Annotated in this window: 17 protein-coding genes and 3 pseudogenes; 4 read left to right on the forward strand and 16 right to left on the reverse strand. The window is 58.2% G+C overall.

Translation table 11 applies throughout. The features are described 5' to 3' along the window. Positions 1 to 69: 69 nt before the first annotated feature. The 5 genes and pseudogenes from QO058_RS29465 to QO058_RS29485 form a co-directional block, all read right to left on the reverse strand. Positions 70 to 957, reverse strand: coding sequence for an intradiol ring-cleavage dioxygenase (locus QO058_RS29465; protein WP_284173366.1), 888 nt, complete (start codon positions 955 to 957; stop codon positions 70 to 72). Next, positions 944 to 1,874, reverse strand: a pseudogene (locus tag QO058_RS29470) (NAD(P)-dependent oxidoreductase). The gene QO058_RS29465 and the pseudogene QO058_RS29470 overlap by 14 nt, the downstream one beginning before the upstream one ends. A 10-nt stretch (positions 1,875 to 1,884) precedes the next feature. Further along, positions 1,885 to 3,246: an amidohydrolase family protein gene (locus tag QO058_RS29475; protein ID WP_284173367.1), complete on the reverse strand. Its 1,362-nt coding sequence runs from the start codon at positions 3,244 to 3,246 to the stop codon at positions 1,885 to 1,887. A gap of 4 nt (positions 3,247 to 3,250) precedes the next feature. Then, positions 3,251 to 4,336, reverse strand: coding sequence for a maleylacetate reductase (locus tag QO058_RS29480; protein ID WP_284173368.1), 1,086 nt, complete (start codon positions 4,334 to 4,336; stop codon positions 3,251 to 3,253). A gap of 70 nt (positions 4,337 to 4,406) precedes the next feature. After that, positions 4,407 to 4,736, reverse strand: coding sequence for a Dabb family protein (locus tag QO058_RS29485; protein ID WP_284173369.1), 330 nt, complete (start codon positions 4,734 to 4,736; stop codon positions 4,407 to 4,409). Positions 4,737 to 4,843: 107 nt separating this feature from the next. Between QO058_RS29485 and QO058_RS29490 the strand changes: the two genes are divergently transcribed. Beyond that, a complete protein-coding gene (locus tag QO058_RS29490; RefSeq protein ID WP_284173370.1) occupies positions 4,844 to 5,758 on the forward strand; it encodes a LysR family transcriptional regulator in 915 nt (304 codons plus the stop codon). 331 nt (positions 5,759 to 6,089) lie between these two features. Here QO058_RS29490 and QO058_RS31285 read toward each other — a convergent pair whose 3' ends face one another. The 8 genes and pseudogenes from QO058_RS31285 to QO058_RS29530 all read right to left on the reverse strand — a co-directional run bounded on the left by QO058_RS31285 (position 6,090) and on the right by QO058_RS29530 (position 11,158). Beyond that, positions 6,090 to 6,299: a DUF2783 domain-containing protein gene (locus QO058_RS31285; RefSeq protein WP_347976783.1), complete on the reverse strand. Its 210-nt coding sequence runs from the start codon at positions 6,297 to 6,299 to the stop codon at positions 6,090 to 6,092. A gap of 60 nt (positions 6,300 to 6,359) precedes the next feature. Then, positions 6,360 to 7,079, reverse strand: coding sequence for an ABC transporter ATP-binding protein (locus tag QO058_RS29500; RefSeq protein WP_284173371.1), 720 nt, complete (start codon positions 7,077 to 7,079; stop codon positions 6,360 to 6,362). Then, positions 7,076 to 7,852 carry an ABC transporter ATP-binding protein gene (locus QO058_RS29505; RefSeq protein ID WP_284173372.1) on the reverse strand — a complete coding sequence of 259 codons (777 nt, stop codon included), beginning with the start codon at positions 7,850 to 7,852 and terminating at the stop codon, positions 7,076 to 7,078. Before QO058_RS29505 ends, QO058_RS29500 begins: the two co-directional genes overlap by 4 nt. After that, complete coding sequence (locus tag QO058_RS29510) at positions 7,849 to 8,865, reverse strand: branched-chain amino acid ABC transporter permease (protein WP_432212100.1); 1,017 nt, start codon at positions 8,863 to 8,865, stop codon at positions 7,849 to 7,851. The genes QO058_RS29505 and QO058_RS29510 overlap by 4 nt, the downstream gene beginning before the upstream one ends. Before the next feature lie 145 nt (positions 8,866 to 9,010). Continuing rightward, complete coding sequence (locus tag QO058_RS29515; RefSeq protein ID WP_284173374.1) at positions 9,011 to 9,922, reverse strand: branched-chain amino acid ABC transporter permease; 912 nt, start codon at positions 9,920 to 9,922, stop codon at positions 9,011 to 9,013. Positions 9,923 to 9,987: 65 nt separating this feature from the next. Continuing rightward, positions 9,988 to 10,254, reverse strand: a pseudogene (locus QO058_RS29520) (branched-chain amino acid ABC transporter substrate-binding protein); the annotation flags it as partial. Positions 10,255 to 10,286: 32 nt separating this feature from the next. Continuing rightward, positions 10,287 to 11,060, reverse strand: a complete 774-nt coding sequence (locus QO058_RS29525; protein WP_347976749.1) for a branched-chain amino acid ABC transporter substrate-binding protein — start codon at positions 11,058 to 11,060, stop codon at positions 10,287 to 10,289. Then, on the reverse strand, positions 10,982 to 11,158 hold the full coding sequence (locus QO058_RS29530; protein ID WP_284173377.1) for a hypothetical protein: 177 nt from the start codon (positions 11,156 to 11,158) through the stop codon (positions 10,982 to 10,984). The genes QO058_RS29525 and QO058_RS29530 overlap by 79 nt, the downstream gene beginning before the upstream one ends. Positions 11,159 to 11,397: 239 nt before the next feature. Between QO058_RS29530 and QO058_RS29535 the strand changes: the two genes are divergently transcribed. The 3 genes and pseudogenes from QO058_RS29535 to QO058_RS29545 all read left to right on the forward strand — a co-directional run. Further along, complete coding sequence (locus QO058_RS29535; RefSeq protein WP_284173378.1) at positions 11,398 to 12,090, forward strand: glutathione S-transferase family protein; 693 nt, start codon at positions 11,398 to 11,400, stop codon at positions 12,088 to 12,090. 177 nt (positions 12,091 to 12,267) lie between these two features. After that, positions 12,268 to 13,077 (forward strand): alpha/beta fold hydrolase, encoded by an 810-nt coding sequence (locus QO058_RS29540; protein WP_284173379.1) that lies wholly within the window; start codon positions 12,268 to 12,270, stop codon positions 13,075 to 13,077. Positions 13,078 to 13,465: 388 nt separating this feature from the next. Further along, positions 13,466 to 13,606 (forward strand): annotated as a pseudogene (locus tag QO058_RS29545) (IS3 family transposase); the annotation flags it as partial. Positions 13,607 to 13,770: 164 nt separating this feature from the next. On the opposite strand, the gene QO058_RS31575 reads toward QO058_RS29545, so the two are convergent. Genes QO058_RS31575 through QO058_RS31585 form a run of 3 tightly spaced genes read right to left on the reverse strand, consistent with a single transcriptional unit; the run spans position 13,771 to position 14,965 of the window. Next, entirely contained in the window at positions 13,771 to 14,055 is a 285-nt protein-coding gene (locus QO058_RS31575; protein ID WP_432212101.1) for an IS66 family transposase, read from the reverse strand. A 32-nt stretch (positions 14,056 to 14,087) separates the two neighbouring features. Further along, a complete protein-coding gene (locus QO058_RS31580) occupies positions 14,088 to 14,660 on the reverse strand; it encodes an IS66 family transposase (protein ID WP_432212106.1) in 573 nt (190 codons plus the stop codon). Continuing rightward, positions 14,657 to 14,965 (reverse strand): IS66 family transposase, encoded by a 309-nt coding sequence (locus QO058_RS31585; RefSeq protein ID WP_432212107.1) that lies wholly within the window; start codon positions 14,963 to 14,965, stop codon positions 14,657 to 14,659. Before QO058_RS31585 ends, QO058_RS31580 begins: the two co-directional genes overlap by 4 nt. Positions 14,966 to 15,104 lie beyond the last annotated feature (139 nt).

Genomic DNA, 15,104 nt, shown 5'->3' on the forward strand with positions numbered 1-15,104 from the left:
CTTGGCGGACCGGTTGATCCGGCCTCGGCTGGTTCGTCTTTTTGGGCCTTATGGCCGCGTTGCTTGCTGTCAGGCCGCGCGCGACGCCTTTCCCGTCTTCGGCTTCAGGCCGAAATCATAATGGAGCCGGGCATAGGGCCGATCGAGCGAACGGCCGTCAGGGGCCTGTCCCGCCGGGTGTTCGACAAATTCGCGGATCAGCGAATCCTTCACCCCGAAGACGACATCGGAATCGAGGTACTGGTCACCCGCCACGAAGACATGCGTCACGAGGCATTCGTGGCCGGGCGCATCGATCATGAAATGCACATGCGCCGGCCGCCAGGGATGGCGCCCTTGCGCCGCGAGCATCTGCCCGACCGGGCCGTCATGGGGGATCGGGTAGGCGGCGGGCTTGATCGTCCAGAAATGGAACCTGCCCTGCGCGTCGGTGCGGAACCTTGCCCGCATGGCGAGGCCGCCGAGCGCGTCGAGCTGCTGCACGTCGTAGTAGCCGTCATCGTCGGAATGCCAGACATCGACCGCCGCATTGACCAGCGGCTTGCCGTCGGACCCGCTGACCGAGCCTGAGACGAAGAGAGGCTCGCCCTTCATCCCCTCGGAAATATCGGCTCCGAGCGCACGCTCCGGCGGCTCCTGGACGTAGAACGGCCCCAGGACCGTCGTCTCCGTCGCGCCTTCGGGCAGCCGATGATTGATCGCGTCGACGAGCATCGAGACGCCGAGCGTGTCGGAGAGCAGGATGAATTCCTGGCGCTTGTCGTCGCAGATATGCCCCGTCCGGGTCAGGAACTCGATGCCCTTCTGCCACTCCTCCTGCGTCGGCTGGATCTCGCGGACGAAGGCGTGGAGGTGGCGGACGAGCGCCTCGCTGATCTCGCGGATGCGCGGGTCCGTCGCGTTGCCGACGCGATCCAGCACGGCATCTGTAATGGTGAACTCGTCAAAGTTCCGCATCGCGTCCTCCTGGCTTGTCTTCCCTATCGGGCTCGCCCAGACCGGCGAGCCATTCGCTGAGCCGCACGGTGGAGATGAAATCATCCTCGCCGCACCCCCCTGCCGATGAGCGCGCCATAGGTCTCTCGCGTCAGGGCCGCGAGCGGCATCGCAACCGCGCTCGCATGCCCGGCGTCGATGATGAGGTCGAGATCCTTGGCCATCTGCCGGCAGGAGAAGGTCGGGCTGAAATCCCGCTCGGCGAGATGCACGGCCTTGTACTTGACCATCGGCGAGGCGACGGCGCTCTCCGTCAGCACATCGAGGATGTCCTGCCAGCCGATCCTGCCCTTGCGGGCGAGAACGATGCTCTCGCCCATCATCGCCGCGGACACCGCGATCATCAGGTTGACCGCGAGCTTGGCGTAGCGCGCCTCCTCGGCCTCTCCGAGGTATTTCTGCGCGCGTGTGAAAGCGGCTGCAACGGGGCGCACAGCCTCGAACGCGGCGGCTGGCCCCGAAACGAAGCAGGTCAGGTTACCGGTATGAGCGATCGAGGCATTGCCCGAGACAGGCAGCCGGAGATAGGCGACGCCACGCGCCTCGGCAGCGCGCGCCACCTCAGCCGAAATGCCGGGACTGACGGTGCTCGTCTCCACCAGGATCGCGCCTTGTGGCATCGCCGCGAGCAGACCCCCGGCGCCCAGCGCGACGGACTGCAGGGCGCGGTCGTCCGGCAGGGAGGTGAAGACGATGTCGCGGGACGCGGCAGCCGCCATCTCCAGCACCGTCCTCACGCCGTGCGCGGCGGCAGCGTCCATCCGGCCGACATCGCGGTCATGGCCGGTGACGTCGTGGCCCGCCTCGGCGATACGGATCGCGATCGGCAGCCCCATCTTGCCGAGGCCGATCCAGCCGATTGTCAGTGCCGGTGCCATGCCATTCTCCTCAAGCGGCATTCTGCCGGAGTCCGAGATCGCGGACGATTCGGCTCCCCGAGGCGGCGAGTTCTGCGAGCTTCGTGTCGAGACCGGTTGCGTCGAGACGCCCAGCGTGCTTGCGGAACCGGCCTGCGATCATCACAGCCTCGATATCGCCCCGGCCGGCCTGCATGACGACCGTGGCGACGGGATCGTGGACGGGCTGCAGATGCAGCGCCCGCGCATCGATCAGCACGATGTCCGCCTGCTTTCCGGGCGCGAGCGAGCCAATACGATGCTCCAGCCCCAGCATCCGCGCGCCCTCGATCGTGATCCATGACAGCGCCTCGCGCACCGGGATCGACGACGTCGACGGAATCGCGCCCGTCTCCTGCCGGCTCCGTGCGTTGTCGAGCGCCCGCTGCGCCCCAAGTGCGACCCGCCCGACCGTCAGCATGTCGCCGGCGATGACGGATTCGAGATCGACGCCCAGCGACGGCGCGGCGCCGAGCGCCCGCAGCCGGCCGGTAACCGGAAAACCATGGCCCTGGCTCATCTCGTTCTCCGGCGCGGCCGAAAACGAGACGCCGAGTCCCACGAGCCGTTCAAACAATGCGTCCGGCAGGTCGTTGCCATGGACGATGTTGACGCCGGGGCCGACGAGGCCGGCCTCGATCAGAGCCTCCCAACCGCCGGGCGTCCGGGCCGGCCCGCCGCCCTGATGCATCGAAGCGACGAGCCCGAATTCTCGCGCCAACCGGAAATCGGCGAGCGAGACGGGCAGCGTCGCATAGTGCGGGCCGAGGATGGCGAGGCCGAGGGTAAGGAGGCCTTCGTCGGACGCGAACCGTCCGCGGCGCAACCGCTCGACCTCGGAGCGGGGATGCGGGACCTCGGAGAAATGCGGCTCGCCGGGTTGCGGATCCGGCTTCGGCGAGCCGTGAAAGAACGCCGCCCGGATGCCGCTCTCGGCGAGCGCCTCGACGGCGGCGTCGGTATGGTCGGGCGTCGGATTGTTGTGACACCAGTCGACCAGCGTTGTCGTGCCGGCATCGATCTGCCCGAGCGCACCAACAAGTGTGGCGATCCGGATATCGTCGGGCCGGAAGCGTGTCGCCAGACCGGCATGGACCCAGCGGAAATATTCAAGCAGCGTCCAGTCGGCGGCGAGGCCGCGCAGGCCCGTCTGCCAGGTGTGCATATGGGCGTTGACGAGACCCGGGATCGCGATGCGGCCCCGTGCATCGACATGTTCGGCGTCCGGCGCGTCGATGCGCGGGGCGATGGCCGCGATCCGCTCGCCCTCGATCAGGATGTCGCCCGAAAGCAGGTCGCCGGCGGCATCCATTGTGACGATCGTCGCGCCTGCGATGAGGGTTTGCCGCGTCATCGCTTCAGGCCGCCTTCGACACGGTCTCGGATAGCGGCGGCTCGCCGGCGTAAGCACGTGCGAGCAGAGCGTGGATCGCGTCACGTTCGATCGGGCGCGGATTCCAGTAGGGCTTCTCGACGGCGATGTCGGCAGCGTGGCCGATGCCCTCCTGCGGCATGCCGATATCCGCCAGTGCTTGCGGCACGCCAAGGCGGCAGATGAGATCGAACAGGCCGTTCGCCGCATCCGGAACGTCCAGGGCCCTGCGGATCGCGCCCATCGCCTCGGGCGTGGCCGCGGCGTTATAGGCAACCGCATGCGGCAGCACGATCGTGTGCGTCTCGGCATGCGGCAGATTGAACGAACCGCCGAGCACATGGCAGAGCTTGTGGTGCAGAGCCATGCCGACGGAGCCGAGGCAATAGCCGCAGAGCCAGGCTCCGTAGAGCGCCCGTGTCCGGGCTTCCGCATCCTGCGGATCGCGGATGATCGCGGGCAGCGCCACTGCCAATGTGCGAATCCCCTCCTCGGCCATCAGCGACACGATCGGATTGCGATCCTGCGCATAGAGCGCCTCGACGGCGTGGGCGACCGCATTGATGCCGGAGGTCGCCGAAAGCGCCGCGGGCAAGGTCAAGGTGAGATCGACGTCGTAGATCACCGTCTCCGGCAACACATCGAACGTGCGGACGGTCGTCTTGAGGCCGTCCTTGGTCTCTCCGAGGATGGGGGTCATCTCGGAACCGGCATAGGTTGTGGGGATGCAGAGCTGCTTGACGCCGGTGCGCAGCGCCAGCGCCTTGCCGAGCCCCGTCGTGGAGCCGCCGCCCAGCGAGACCACGCAGTCCGCTCCGCTCTCCGTCATCACGCTCAGCGCCGCCTCGGTCACATCCGCCGGCGTGTGCATCGTCGCGCCTGGATAAATCCCGCTGAACAGCCCTCCAAGCGACGCCCCGAGCCGCCGGCCCTCGGCCTCCTGCTGCGCCGTGGTCAGCACCAGCGCACGCTTTGCACCGAGCCGCTCCACCTCCGCGGCAGCAGCGGACAGCGTCCCGCGTCCGAACACGACCCGGACCGGCAGGGCGTCATAAACGAAGGAGCCGATCATCTGGAGGTTCCCTGATTTTCGCGCATCTTGTCGCGGCGACGATACACTGTGTCTCGAGGGGTCTCGCGCGCTATTCGCGATGCTCGGCAGCGTCGATCGGATAGTCGACCTGATGACGGGCGATCCTGAGATCGCCGAGTTCCTGGCGCACGCGCAGATGCTCGGGATGCGTCGCGTAGGACGTCAGATCCGACATGTTGGCGAATTCGGTCACCAGCACCACGTCGCAGGCATAGTCGACATTGCTGACGTCGACGCCGACCTCGATATGATTCAGGCCGTCGATGAGTCCTTTGAGACCCTCGAATGCGGTCTTGACCTTGAGCCGCGCCGCCGCCCGCTCTTCGGGCGTGTCGCCGCGCAGCCGCCACATCACGATGTGCTTGACGGGTCCCGACATGATGTTCCCTCGCCTGCTTTTCTTGTCTCATTGCGAGCTAGTTTTGACTTGCGAAAAATGGAAATAAATATCTGAATTCGGAACTCTCTTTTCCTACGGATGGAAATATGGATCGACTGACCCAGCTCGAGGTGTTCGTGAAAACGGCGGAGCTGAACAGCCTGTCCAAGGCCGCGGAAACATTGGCCATGTCGAACGCGGCGGCGAGCCGGCATCTTGCCGCCCTGGAGGAGCGGCTGGCGGCCCGGCTGATCGAGCGCAATACGCGCCGGCTCTGGCTCACGGAAGCCGGCCAGGAATTCCTGCAGCGCTGCGGCGCTTTGCTCAACGAACTGGCCGAGGCGGAGGACGCGGTCAGCGAGCGCACCCTGTCGCCGAAGGGCCTGCTGCGGGTGACGAGCTCATTGTCCTTCGCGACGATCTACCTCGCCCCGATGCTGCCAGCGTTCCGGGCGCTCTATCCGAAACTCAACGTCCAGATCACCGCGGCCAACCGCTATTCCGACTTCATCGAGGCGGGCATCGATGTCGCGATCCGCACGCGCGAGCAGGAGCCGGATTCCAACATCATCGTGCGCCGGCTCGGTCAAATGCGACGGGTCCTCGCGGCGTCGCCGGGCTATTTCGCAGCGCATGGCGTGCCGGAAAGCCCCGCCGACCTCGCGCACCATGACATGCTTGTCTACAATCTCGCCAATGATCCCTATTCGCTCCGATTGCGGCGCGGCGCCGCCGCCCAGACGATCCGCATCTCCGCCGCGCTCGACAGCAATGATGGCCAGGTCGTGCGGCAGGCGGCGCTGGCGGGGCTCGGTATCCTGATCCAGCCGCTCTACATTGTGCAGCCGGACATCGTGGCGGGCCGCCTAGTCCCGATCCTGATGGATTGGGAGCTGCCGAGGCTGACGATGAACATCGCCTATCAGAACCGCCTCAGGCTGCCGGCCAAGATCCGTGCCTTCTCCGATTTTCTGGTCGAGCATATCCGCCAGAAATCGGATCTCGGTATCTGGATGGATTAAATAAACCCAGCGGCTCTCCCTGAGAACTACGAGGCTTCCTTTTTGAGAGGCACGCCCGCGGGGAGGCCTCGGCGCGACGTATAAGGATCACCTGTACATCAATCAGACCAATCGCTGCGATAAAAGCTGATGGATCGAACACCGCGCCTCGTAGGTTCCGCCGGCCTGACAGGAGATTTGCGCCGGGGCCGATGAACGCCGAACCGCTTGTCCGCCGCAATCGGATCGACACCGCCATTCTGGAGGAGCCTGTTGCAAGCGTGACGGGAGAATGTCTTGCGGTCGATCGCCTGGGGACGGCCCATCGAACCGTCACCGTCGGCTTCGATCCTCAGGCACCAGGCGCACCGGCGGCGTCAAGACAGGCGTGCAATACGTTCTGGTCTGCAACCTGGTTGGCTAACAGAAAGATCAGACGGATATTGAACGCGGCGCTTTCCTCACGCGTCAGCGCCTCGTGCTCCTGGCAGAAGGCCTCGTAGAAGTAGTGCTCGATCCGCTCCGAATTCTGAACCGAGACAGAGTGCTTGGTGCTCAGAATGTTTTTGCAGAGTGCGTTGCAAGAAACCCTCGAGCGTCTCCGCTGAACGTCATAACCGCTCTACTTTACACCTCCAAAATATGCGCGCTGAACATCAGGATTTGATCCCAGTTCGTCTGCTGATCCTTCTACGATAACATGTCCTTGAAGTAAGACATATCCATAATCAGCGATGGCGAGGGTTTGATTGACGTTTTGCTCGACCAAGAGCACCGTGACTCCCGTTTTTGCGATATCGCGAATGACATTAAAATTTTCTTGGACAAACAGGGGCGAGAGACCCAGCGACGGTTCGTCGATGATGAGCATTTGAGGGTCCGTCATTAATCCGCGTCCGATCGATACCATTGCTTGCTCACCGCCTGAAAGTGTTCCCGCAATCTGCTTTTCACGTTCTTTCAGCCGCGGAAAAATTTGAAACACCCGCTCCAACCGCGCACGAATCTTGGCACTGGATCGCTCTGCGTAAGCGCCAACGTGTAGATTTTCTACAACGGTCATACGACCAAAGATACGACGACCTTCGGGTATACACCCAATACCAAGACGAACAATCTCGTGCGTTTTCAATCTGTCAAGATTAATTCCGTTGAAGGTGATTGCACCGACTCGTGGCGGTGTAAGTCTCAGAATGGATCTGATCAAAGTCGATTTGCCCGCCCCATTTACGCCGAGGATGCAAGTTATCTTCCCTGGAAGAACATCGATATCAACTCCCGTTAGAACATCGACGCTGTCATAGGTGGTATAAACACCACGTGCGGTAAGAATCGGGTTCATGACTGCCCCAAATATGCGCGTCTAACTGCCGAATCGGCCGATACTTCGCGAAACGTCCCTTCGCAAATTTTCTGCCCGTAGTTCAAGACAATGCAATGATCGGTTATCCGCTCAATGAGACCCATTTCATGTTCAACAATCACGATCGTAGGGTCTCCAAATTTTGGCCTTATCGCCAAGATTTCATCCATAAGCTGGTTGGTTTCGTCGTGCGTCATCCCAGCAGATGGTTCATCTAAAAGAAGCAGAGACGGCTTCCCAAGAAGAGCTCGACAAATCTCAACCCGCCTGCGATCGATCATCCCTAATGTTTCAGTGCTATCAAAAATCTTCCTCGCCAGGTTATCATCGAAATTGGAAAGCAAATCCTCAATTTGCTCCACCAGCTGTCGAAGTTCAGCGTGAAAAGCCGATCTTCGAACAATGTTGCCCCACAACGTACTACTGAGGCGTCCCTGAGCTCCAAGGGCGATATTGTCGAAGACCGAGAGCGGGAGGCAAAGCCTCGAACGCTGAAATGTCCGAGCCAGGCCTCGCGACGCGAGCTGATCAACCTTCATTTTCGTGGTATCAGAACCGTCAAAGATAATAGAGCCTGAACTTGACCGAACCAAGCCGCTGATTGTGTTAAAAAATGTAGTTTTGCCCGATCCATTAGGGCCGATAAGACCAATCACATCCCCCTTTGAAATGGAGACATTGAGTTCGCTCAGCGCTACCAAGCCTCCAAAACGAACGGTCAAACCACTTGTCGCTAGGATGGTATCGTTCATGCTGTCGCACCTTCCCGCAGGCGTCGCAGTTTCCGAGGCAATAGCCCAGAGGGGCGAACAATGAGAACGAATACTACGACCATCGCGAATATGAGGAAGCGATATTCCTGAACAATTTGAAGCTTCTCAGGTAAGAGTATGACCAAAAGCGTGGCAGGAAGGATGCCCCATATATTTCCAACTCCGCCTAAAATGAGGATCGACACAATTGCTAGACTATCGCTTAGCTGAAAATTTGCTGGCGCGATAAAGGCCGTCATCTGCGCATAGATTGCACCTGCAAGCCCGAGCAGAAAATTACCTAGGGTGAAAGCCAGCAATTTCCAATACCACACACGTAAGCCAAAGATCGAAGCGGTTGTTTCATCCAGCCGAACAACGTCCAGCCACACGCCGATCCACGAACGGTTCATCAGACCGAGGAGCAGCCCCGAAAGGCCGACTAGGCTTCCTGTCAAGATCACATAGTTTGCGTACGAGCTGAAGGTATAATCGCCCAAGACGAAATCTTTACTGAAATCCCAGCCGAATAGTATCAGTCCGGGCACCTTGATGCCTTGCGGGCCTCCCAGAATATCACTGGCATCTACATAAACTGTGAACATAACGCTGAACGCTAGCGTGGTAAGTGCGGCATAGTGCCCTCGGGTTCGAAGGACCGGAGCCAACAGAATAAATCCAATCGCGACGGAAACCGCGCCTGCAGCGATGACGGATAACAAGCCGGGTACATCGCCATGGCGACCGAGCACTGCTACCGTGTACCCCCAGCACCCATAAATGCAGCGGCTCCGAAATTCGTCAATCCAGCGAACCCCATCTGAATTGTAAGGCCAAAGCAAGCAAGAACATAGATTAGTACGGTTGCGAACATCAGCAATCCGAACGTATCTTCTCGCAGGGCAATTATCAAAACTATCGCAGACGCAATGAGACCCGCGCGAAGCAAATTCGGCTGTTCTTTCGCCGCAGTTTCGGCGGCGAGAAGTAGCCCTACGCGATGCGCAATCCATGTGCCGGCGATAGCCGCGAGCAGCACAACGACGAATAACGCTTCATCGTGTATCTCAATGACTGCCGACAAAGTGCCCGTCGCTGCAATTAGTGAAGCTAGGAGGGCTGCAACTCGTCTCGGAGCAGTGTCAAATATCTTCATAGCTATACCCGCTCACTGGTGCGTTCGGCCAACAACCCGGTGGGACGCCACGTAATTATGATGACCATTATAGCGAATCCTATTACATTTTTATATTCGCTCAAAGCCGGTGTCGCGGCGACAACTAAGGTCTGCAAAGCAGCAAAAAGATACCCGCCGAGTATGGCGCCCCAGATGTTTCCTAAACCTCCGACAATTGCCGCTGAAAAACCTATTACTGATAGCAACAAACCCATATTGTAGCTTACTTCGCTGTAGTAAACTCCGTACATGACGCCTGCGAATCCCGCAGTCATGGATCCGAGCGCAAAGGTGAGTGGTGCAATACGTTCAAAATTTATGCCCATCATGCTGGCCGTTTCTGTGTCTTCGGCTACAGCGCGCATCGCCAACCCGAACCGCGTCCTATTGATAATCAGATGGACGAGCGCGATTGACCCTACACCTCCGAGTATCAGGAGCATCCCATCCAGCCTCACATAGGCCCCGAGAAATTCAAGCCCTCCTTCTGGCAACAACGATGGGAAGCGTTGTGGATTGGATCCATTTGGGAAGAACAGTCGAATAATTTCTCGTATCGCTGTGCCTACCATCATTGTCATCAGAAGCATGTTGACAGCCGGCGCATGACGCAGCGGTAGTATCAGAACTCTAGAAATACACGCACCCAATGCACTGGCTACTAAGATTGCAATTGCGAACCCGAACAGGAGCTGGCTCCAAATCGGCAACCCAACTGCGTCAGCGAGCCATACTGCTACGAGACCACCGAACGCGCCAAACGTGAAGACATCTCCATGCGAGAATTTGATCACGTTCATCACGCCGAAAAAGATCGTGAACCCCATCGCCACGAGCCCGTAGACGGTGCCTTGCATAAGGCCGTTTACTATGTGTTGGATCCAAGTGGCCATACCGTCCTACCGCCAAGTTGACACAATGAAAAACTAACGAGGGGTGCGTAGTGTGAGCATAGATATTAGTTTGGCTTTTTCAGTTTACGCTTTCCGCTCGCGTATTCGCTGTCTTCCCAGACGATCCACTTTCCATCCTGAACTATGTATTTGGTGGTTTGAAGCGTTACGTTCTGCCCGTGATCGTCAAAGGTTATCGGGCCCACGATGGACGCGCGGTCTTTCGTCTTGCGGAGTTCCGCGGTCACGGCAGCTCTTGTCGGCCCAACCTTCTCGATCGCTTCCAGAACAAGCATCGTCGCAGCGTAGGAGAAATGGCCGTACGCCTCAGGAGCCTCCTTAAAGCCAGTGGCTTGGTATTTCTCTAAAAATACTTGCCTCCGGCGGTTTGCTCGAGTGGGGGGCTGTCATAGAATGCAATGGTACCTTCTGCCAATTCTGGCCCCACCGCTTTGATATAGGCATCTCCCATGATCGCGGAATTGCCTTCGAATTGAGCCCTAATGCCCAGCTTCTCCATTTGCGTTCTTAGCCTGGCACCGAGTGGGACCAGTCCCCCGAAGTATACCACTTCTGGATTAAGCTCTTTTATTTTGGTAAGTTCAGCTGACAAATCTTGCTGGTCCGGCGGAACGCTGAAATTCGCAAAGATTTTACCGCCCTCTTCTAGAGTATAAAGGGTAAAATACTTCGTAGTAGATTTTCCAAAGTCGGTAGAGTCCGCGAAAGACACGAAGGTCTTATAACCCGCATCCTTCATGAATTTTGCACCGACCTTGTTCTGACCGATCAGCGCTCCAGTTACGCGGTGGATCTCTGGGTAGGTATTACCATATGTAATTTCCGGAAGCACGGCAGCCCATACTACCATCGGCAGTTTGTAGCGGTTAAAAATATCAATCGCGGCCATCGCAGTTGAAGAGCAGTAAAATGGTATTGCCGCCACAATCGAGCGATCAACCGCAGCCTTAGTCACAACTTGTACGCCAACGTTAGGTTTACACTCATCATCGAGCGCCAAGAGATCGTACTCGTATTTTGCTCCTGGATCCGCATTCATTACACGAACTGCCAATTCTGCGGAATTTCGCCCCCCAAGCCATAGGCCGACAGGGCGCCGGTCAATGGGCCGACCCATGCGATCTTAATCTTTTGCTTAGCTTCCGCTCCATTACCGACCATCACAAATGATGCGCCCATGATCGTGGAGACGATACACTTTGCTAGGAAACGCATGCGGGTCCTCCTCTTATTTAATTTGATTATTTGGAACCATATCGCGCTCCTGAACCGGCGCGATAGGACGAATGCGCATCTGGATTTGGATTATTGCGACGTCGTCGGATACGGCGGCGGAGCTTTCATACTTTCAAGGCTTCGAAATTCTATCGGCTCCATCGCACTCCAGCGGAAAGTGTTGCTGATGGTCGACCCCGATTGCCAACGCTTTTGGATTGATAGCGTGGGCTGTCGCTATGGCGAACTACGTTGGTCACAGGCGAGCATCGATTTCGCTGTTCCGGGTAATAACCGAAGGAATTCGTCTAATGAAACTATATTGGTCTTCGACATCTCCGTTCGTAAGAAAAGTTACCGTTAGTGCCCACGAACTGGGGCTATTTAGCAGATTGGAAACGATCCCAACTCGCGTCGCACCAAGTAAACCTGACTTAGCGTTATTGCCCTATAACCCACTTGGACAACTTCCAACACTTGTCTGCGATGATGGGACGGCGCTCTACGATAGCCTTGTGATTATCGAGTATCTTGATCACCTATCAGGCGGCTCTAAGCTTATTCCGAACTCGCCAGCAGAACGAATTGAAGAACTCAGACTGCATGCCTTGTGCGATGGATTCCTCGATCTATTGGTACAATGGCGCATCGAGACGATGAAAGATGCAAAACAGATTGCGCTAATAAACGCATTCAATTTGAAGTCCGGTATGATTTTGACAAACCTCGACGATATAGCCAAACTGGTAATGCATAGACCTTTCGGTTTAGCATCAATTACGCTAGCTATTGTTGCTGAATACGCGGACTTTAGGTTCCCGAGGCTCGGCTGGCGAGAAAAATATCCGTCGCTTTCCAACTGGCATCTGTCTATCCAATCGCGTCCATCTTTGGCCTCTACCAAGTTTTTCGATAGCTCGAAGCCTCTGTAAGAAAAGGCGGATGGCCTGTTGCCACTTTGACGGCCCGCAATATGATAGATCTGTATCTATTTTATGCGAGCGTTTTGCTGAGCCATAATTGCAACAGTCCGTATTGATGCTTCCTACAAAGACTGCAGCTTTCGATCGTAATGGAATGCCACCGCTTCCACAATCTTAGGATACACAATGTCGAAACTTGAGCGCAAACTGATCCCGACGCATGAAGGTCAGGTCGAACTCTTGGTCGAAGGTAAGGGCCCACGTATTGTTCTGCTCCCCTCGCTGGCGAGAGGCGCTACTGATTTCGATGAAATTGCACCGGTGATTGCTGCGGCGGGCTTCCGCGTTTTGCGACCTCAGCCGCGGGGAATAGGTGCAAGTTCGGGACCGACCGAAGGGATCACATTGATCGATCTTGCCGCTGATGTTGTTGCTGCGATCGAAGCTGATTGTGCGCCGGAGAAACCCGAAGCATTGTGTGTGGTCGGTCACGCGTTTGGCAACTGGGTCGCGCGGGTTCTCGCCCATCATTGGCCTTCGATGACAAAATCGGTCGCACTTCTCGCAGCGATTATTGGCAGCACAATATCGCCTGAGCTGTTGATTTCCGTGAATGTCGTGTCAGACAATGCCAAACCCGATGCAGACCGCCTGTTTTATTTGCAGCGCGACTTCTTCGCCCCGGGGCACGATGCTTCCGTTTGGTTGAGCGGGTGGCATACAGAGGTTTCCCAATTTCAACTCGCAGCGACAAACGCAACGGCCGACAGTAGTTGGACCGAAGTAGGGAAAAATCTGCCGGTGCTTTATGTTGCACCTGAATTTGACAAGATAGCACCTGTACCCGAGCATGAATACTTGCTCGATCGAGTAGGTCATCTAACGACGATGGAAATTATTTATGGGTCCGGCCACGCACTTCTTCCGGAAAAAGTAGAGGATGCTGCTTCTGTGCTCATAGCCTTTGCAGATTCTATTTTGCGTGGCAAGAGTTGATTTCCTGGATCTACATTGATCGCGCACAGCTGCGTTTCGTATCACACCCGCGACGCACGTCGCCACGGCCGATAAATTTCTTGAGGCTGCTGGTGGCGGATTGAATCTAATCTCTGAGATTTGCGAGATGGACCGCTCTCGCAAATCCTTCCTATGTTTCCAATGCGGATGGCCCTTTGTGGTCCTTCGCTCGAGGACAAAGCCTAGCGGATCCCCTGCCCTATTTACGGAGTTTTCCTCCGCAGGGGATTTAGCGTCCAGCCTTCTGATTGATCTGATCGCCGCAAACAGGGCCGTTTGAAGTTGAGATTTTTGCGCGTCAGAGTTCCTCGGTTGGCAGGGGAGGCAGACGATGAAGGCATCGAAGTTTTCAGACGCGCGCTAGGCGTTGATCATCAAGCAGCTCAACGAGGCTATGCTGGTCGCGGGGATCTGCCGCTGGGCCGGCCTCGGCCAGGCTGCCCGCTTCAAGCGGAAGAACAAGCATGATGGGCTACCACCACCGGAGATGCGACGGCTGAAGCAGCTTGTGAACAGAATGCAAGGCTCAGATTATCGCTACCCCTTCGGTGATGGCCACGATCGCGGTATTTTGAGCCCGGCGATGGTTTTCTTCTAGTTCCACAGGAGCAGCTCGCCAAGGCGACTTGGCGGCGTGTCGGCAATCCTGGCGAACACATTTGCGGGCTGGCTTCAGTATCCACATCGTTGAACTTTGAGGTGCAGATCAGGGTGTACATGACCGCGCGGTCCGCTCCGACGAAGCGCCAGGCCTTTCGGCCGAGCGCCGAGCCCCCTCAGCGCCCGCTCGGCCGCGTCGTTGGTCCGGCAGATCCGGCTGTCTTCGAGGAAGCGAGCAAAGCCTTCCCATCGCTTGAGCATGTAGTCGATGGCCTGCGCCGTTTGGACTTGCCGGGCGAGCTTGGGCTGCTCCGCCCGCATCCATTGTTCCAGCTCCGCGACCAGCGGCGCACTCATCGTTCCGCGGATGTTCCGTCGCTACGTCGCGGTCATATCGTTGATCTCGCGTTCGCTGTCGAACAGCACATCAATGCGGCGGACCGCCTCGAAGGCGATGCTGTAGGATGCCGGTCAAGGCGCTTCAGAAGCCAATCGGGATGATCGCCGGAGCGATTGCGCCAGGCGAGGAACAGGGCGGCCGGTGCGTCAACTCCGATGAAGTGACGATCGTCGCGAACATAAAGCCAGGCGCAGCCGGTATCTGTTTTGCCTTCGCCAGGATCGGCACTGTCGTGTCGTCGCCAGGCCAGCGCTCGGCGGCCAGGGCACGTGCCGCGATTAATCGCATGGAGCGGGCGCAGTACCGTCGCGTGGGCGCCGACAAGATCGGCCGGCGTCGACAGACTGAGATCGACGCCCTCGCGTGCGAAACGGTCGCACTGTCGATTCAACGGCTGGTGCTGCCCGAAACTTTTAAACAAGATTACCGTCAGCAGTTCAGCCCGGCGAAACCGCGGGAGATGACGTGGGGCGGTGCCCGGCGGCTGCGGGATTTTCTCGCATTCCCAACATGAGAACCGCCCGCGATCCGTCTGGATGGCCTCCCTTTGGTGCAGGATCACCGCCAGCGTCTCGGTGATGTCCAAACCGAGCTTGACGAGCGTCCGTGAGCCGCTGCGCGAACAACTCGCGGGCGCCGCGATGACGAGACGCGCTCGCGGTAGATGGAGCGGCTTGCTCGACGGCCGCTTGCGCGCGAACGCCTCGTCTTCGGCCGCAAGCTCGTCTTCTGTGGCGTTGGCTTCGAGATCCTCAGCCGCATCTCCAACTGATCGAGCAGCCGCGCCTTGCGCTCTGACCGGCTCCCGAACGGCTCACGCCGTAGGTACTCGATATCCAGCCGCAGCCTGACGATCAGCGCCTCGATGCTGGAGTTCCTCCCCTAAGCTTGGACCGCGACAGCCTCGACCTCAAGCCGCGCGGTTATTTGGAACTAAGTCTGACCGCGCATGACGGACCTTTCCCGCACCGCTTCCGGTCAGAAAAGCACAAAGCTGCATGTGAAA

The organism is Bosea vestrisii, from assembly GCF_030144325.1.
Taxonomy (GTDB): Bacteria; Pseudomonadota; Alphaproteobacteria; order Rhizobiales; family Beijerinckiaceae; genus Allobosea; species Allobosea vestrisii_A.

Bases quoted from the DNA above. Each gene is read 5' to 3' on its own strand.
- QO058_RS31575 (WP_432212101.1), bottom strand. From the start codon at position 14,055: ATGAGTGCGCCGCTGGTCGCGGAGCTGGAACAATGGATGCGGGCGGAG.
- QO058_RS29540 (WP_284173379.1), top strand. From the start codon at position 12,268: ATGTCGAAACTTGAGCGCAAACTGATCCCGACGCATGAAGGTCAGGTC.
- QO058_RS29490 (WP_284173370.1), top strand. From the start codon at position 4,844: ATGGATCGACTGACCCAGCTCGAGGTGTTCGTGAAAACGGCGGAGCTG.
- QO058_RS29515 (WP_284173374.1), bottom strand. From the start codon at position 9,922: ATGGCCACTTGGATCCAACACATAGTAAACGGCCTTATGCAAGGCACC.
- QO058_RS29535 (WP_284173378.1), top strand. From the start codon at position 11,398: ATGGCGAACTACGTTGGTCACAGGCGAGCATCGATTTCGCTGTTCCGG.
- QO058_RS29510 (WP_432212100.1), bottom strand. From the start codon at position 8,865: ATGGATTGCGCATCGCGTAGGGCTACTTCTCGCCGCCGAAACTGCGGC.
- QO058_RS29475 (WP_284173367.1), bottom strand. From the start codon at position 3,246: ATGACGCGGCAAACCCTCATCGCAGGCGCGACGATCGTCACAATGGAT.
- QO058_RS29530 (WP_284173377.1), bottom strand. From the start codon at position 11,158: ATGCGTTTCCTAGCAAAGTGTATCGTCTCCACGATCATGGGCGCATCA.
- QO058_RS29485 (WP_284173369.1), bottom strand. From the start codon at position 4,736: ATGTCGGGACCCGTCAAGCACATCGTGATGTGGCGGCTGCGCGGCGAC.
- QO058_RS29500 (WP_284173371.1), bottom strand. From the start codon at position 7,079: ATGAACCCGATTCTTACCGCACGTGGTGTTTATACCACCTATGACAGC.
- QO058_RS29480 (WP_284173368.1), bottom strand. From the start codon at position 4,336: ATGATCGGCTCCTTCGTTTATGACGCCCTGCCGGTCCGGGTCGTGTTC.
- QO058_RS29525 (WP_347976749.1), bottom strand. From the start codon at position 11,060: ATGGGTCGGCCCATTGACCGGCGCCCTGTCGGCCTATGGCTTGGGGGG.
- QO058_RS29465 (WP_284173366.1), bottom strand. From the start codon at position 957: ATGCGGAACTTTGACGAGTTCACCATTACAGATGCCGTGCTGGATCGC.
- QO058_RS29505 (WP_284173372.1), bottom strand. From the start codon at position 7,852: ATGAACGATACCATCCTAGCGACAAGTGGTTTGACCGTTCGTTTTGGA.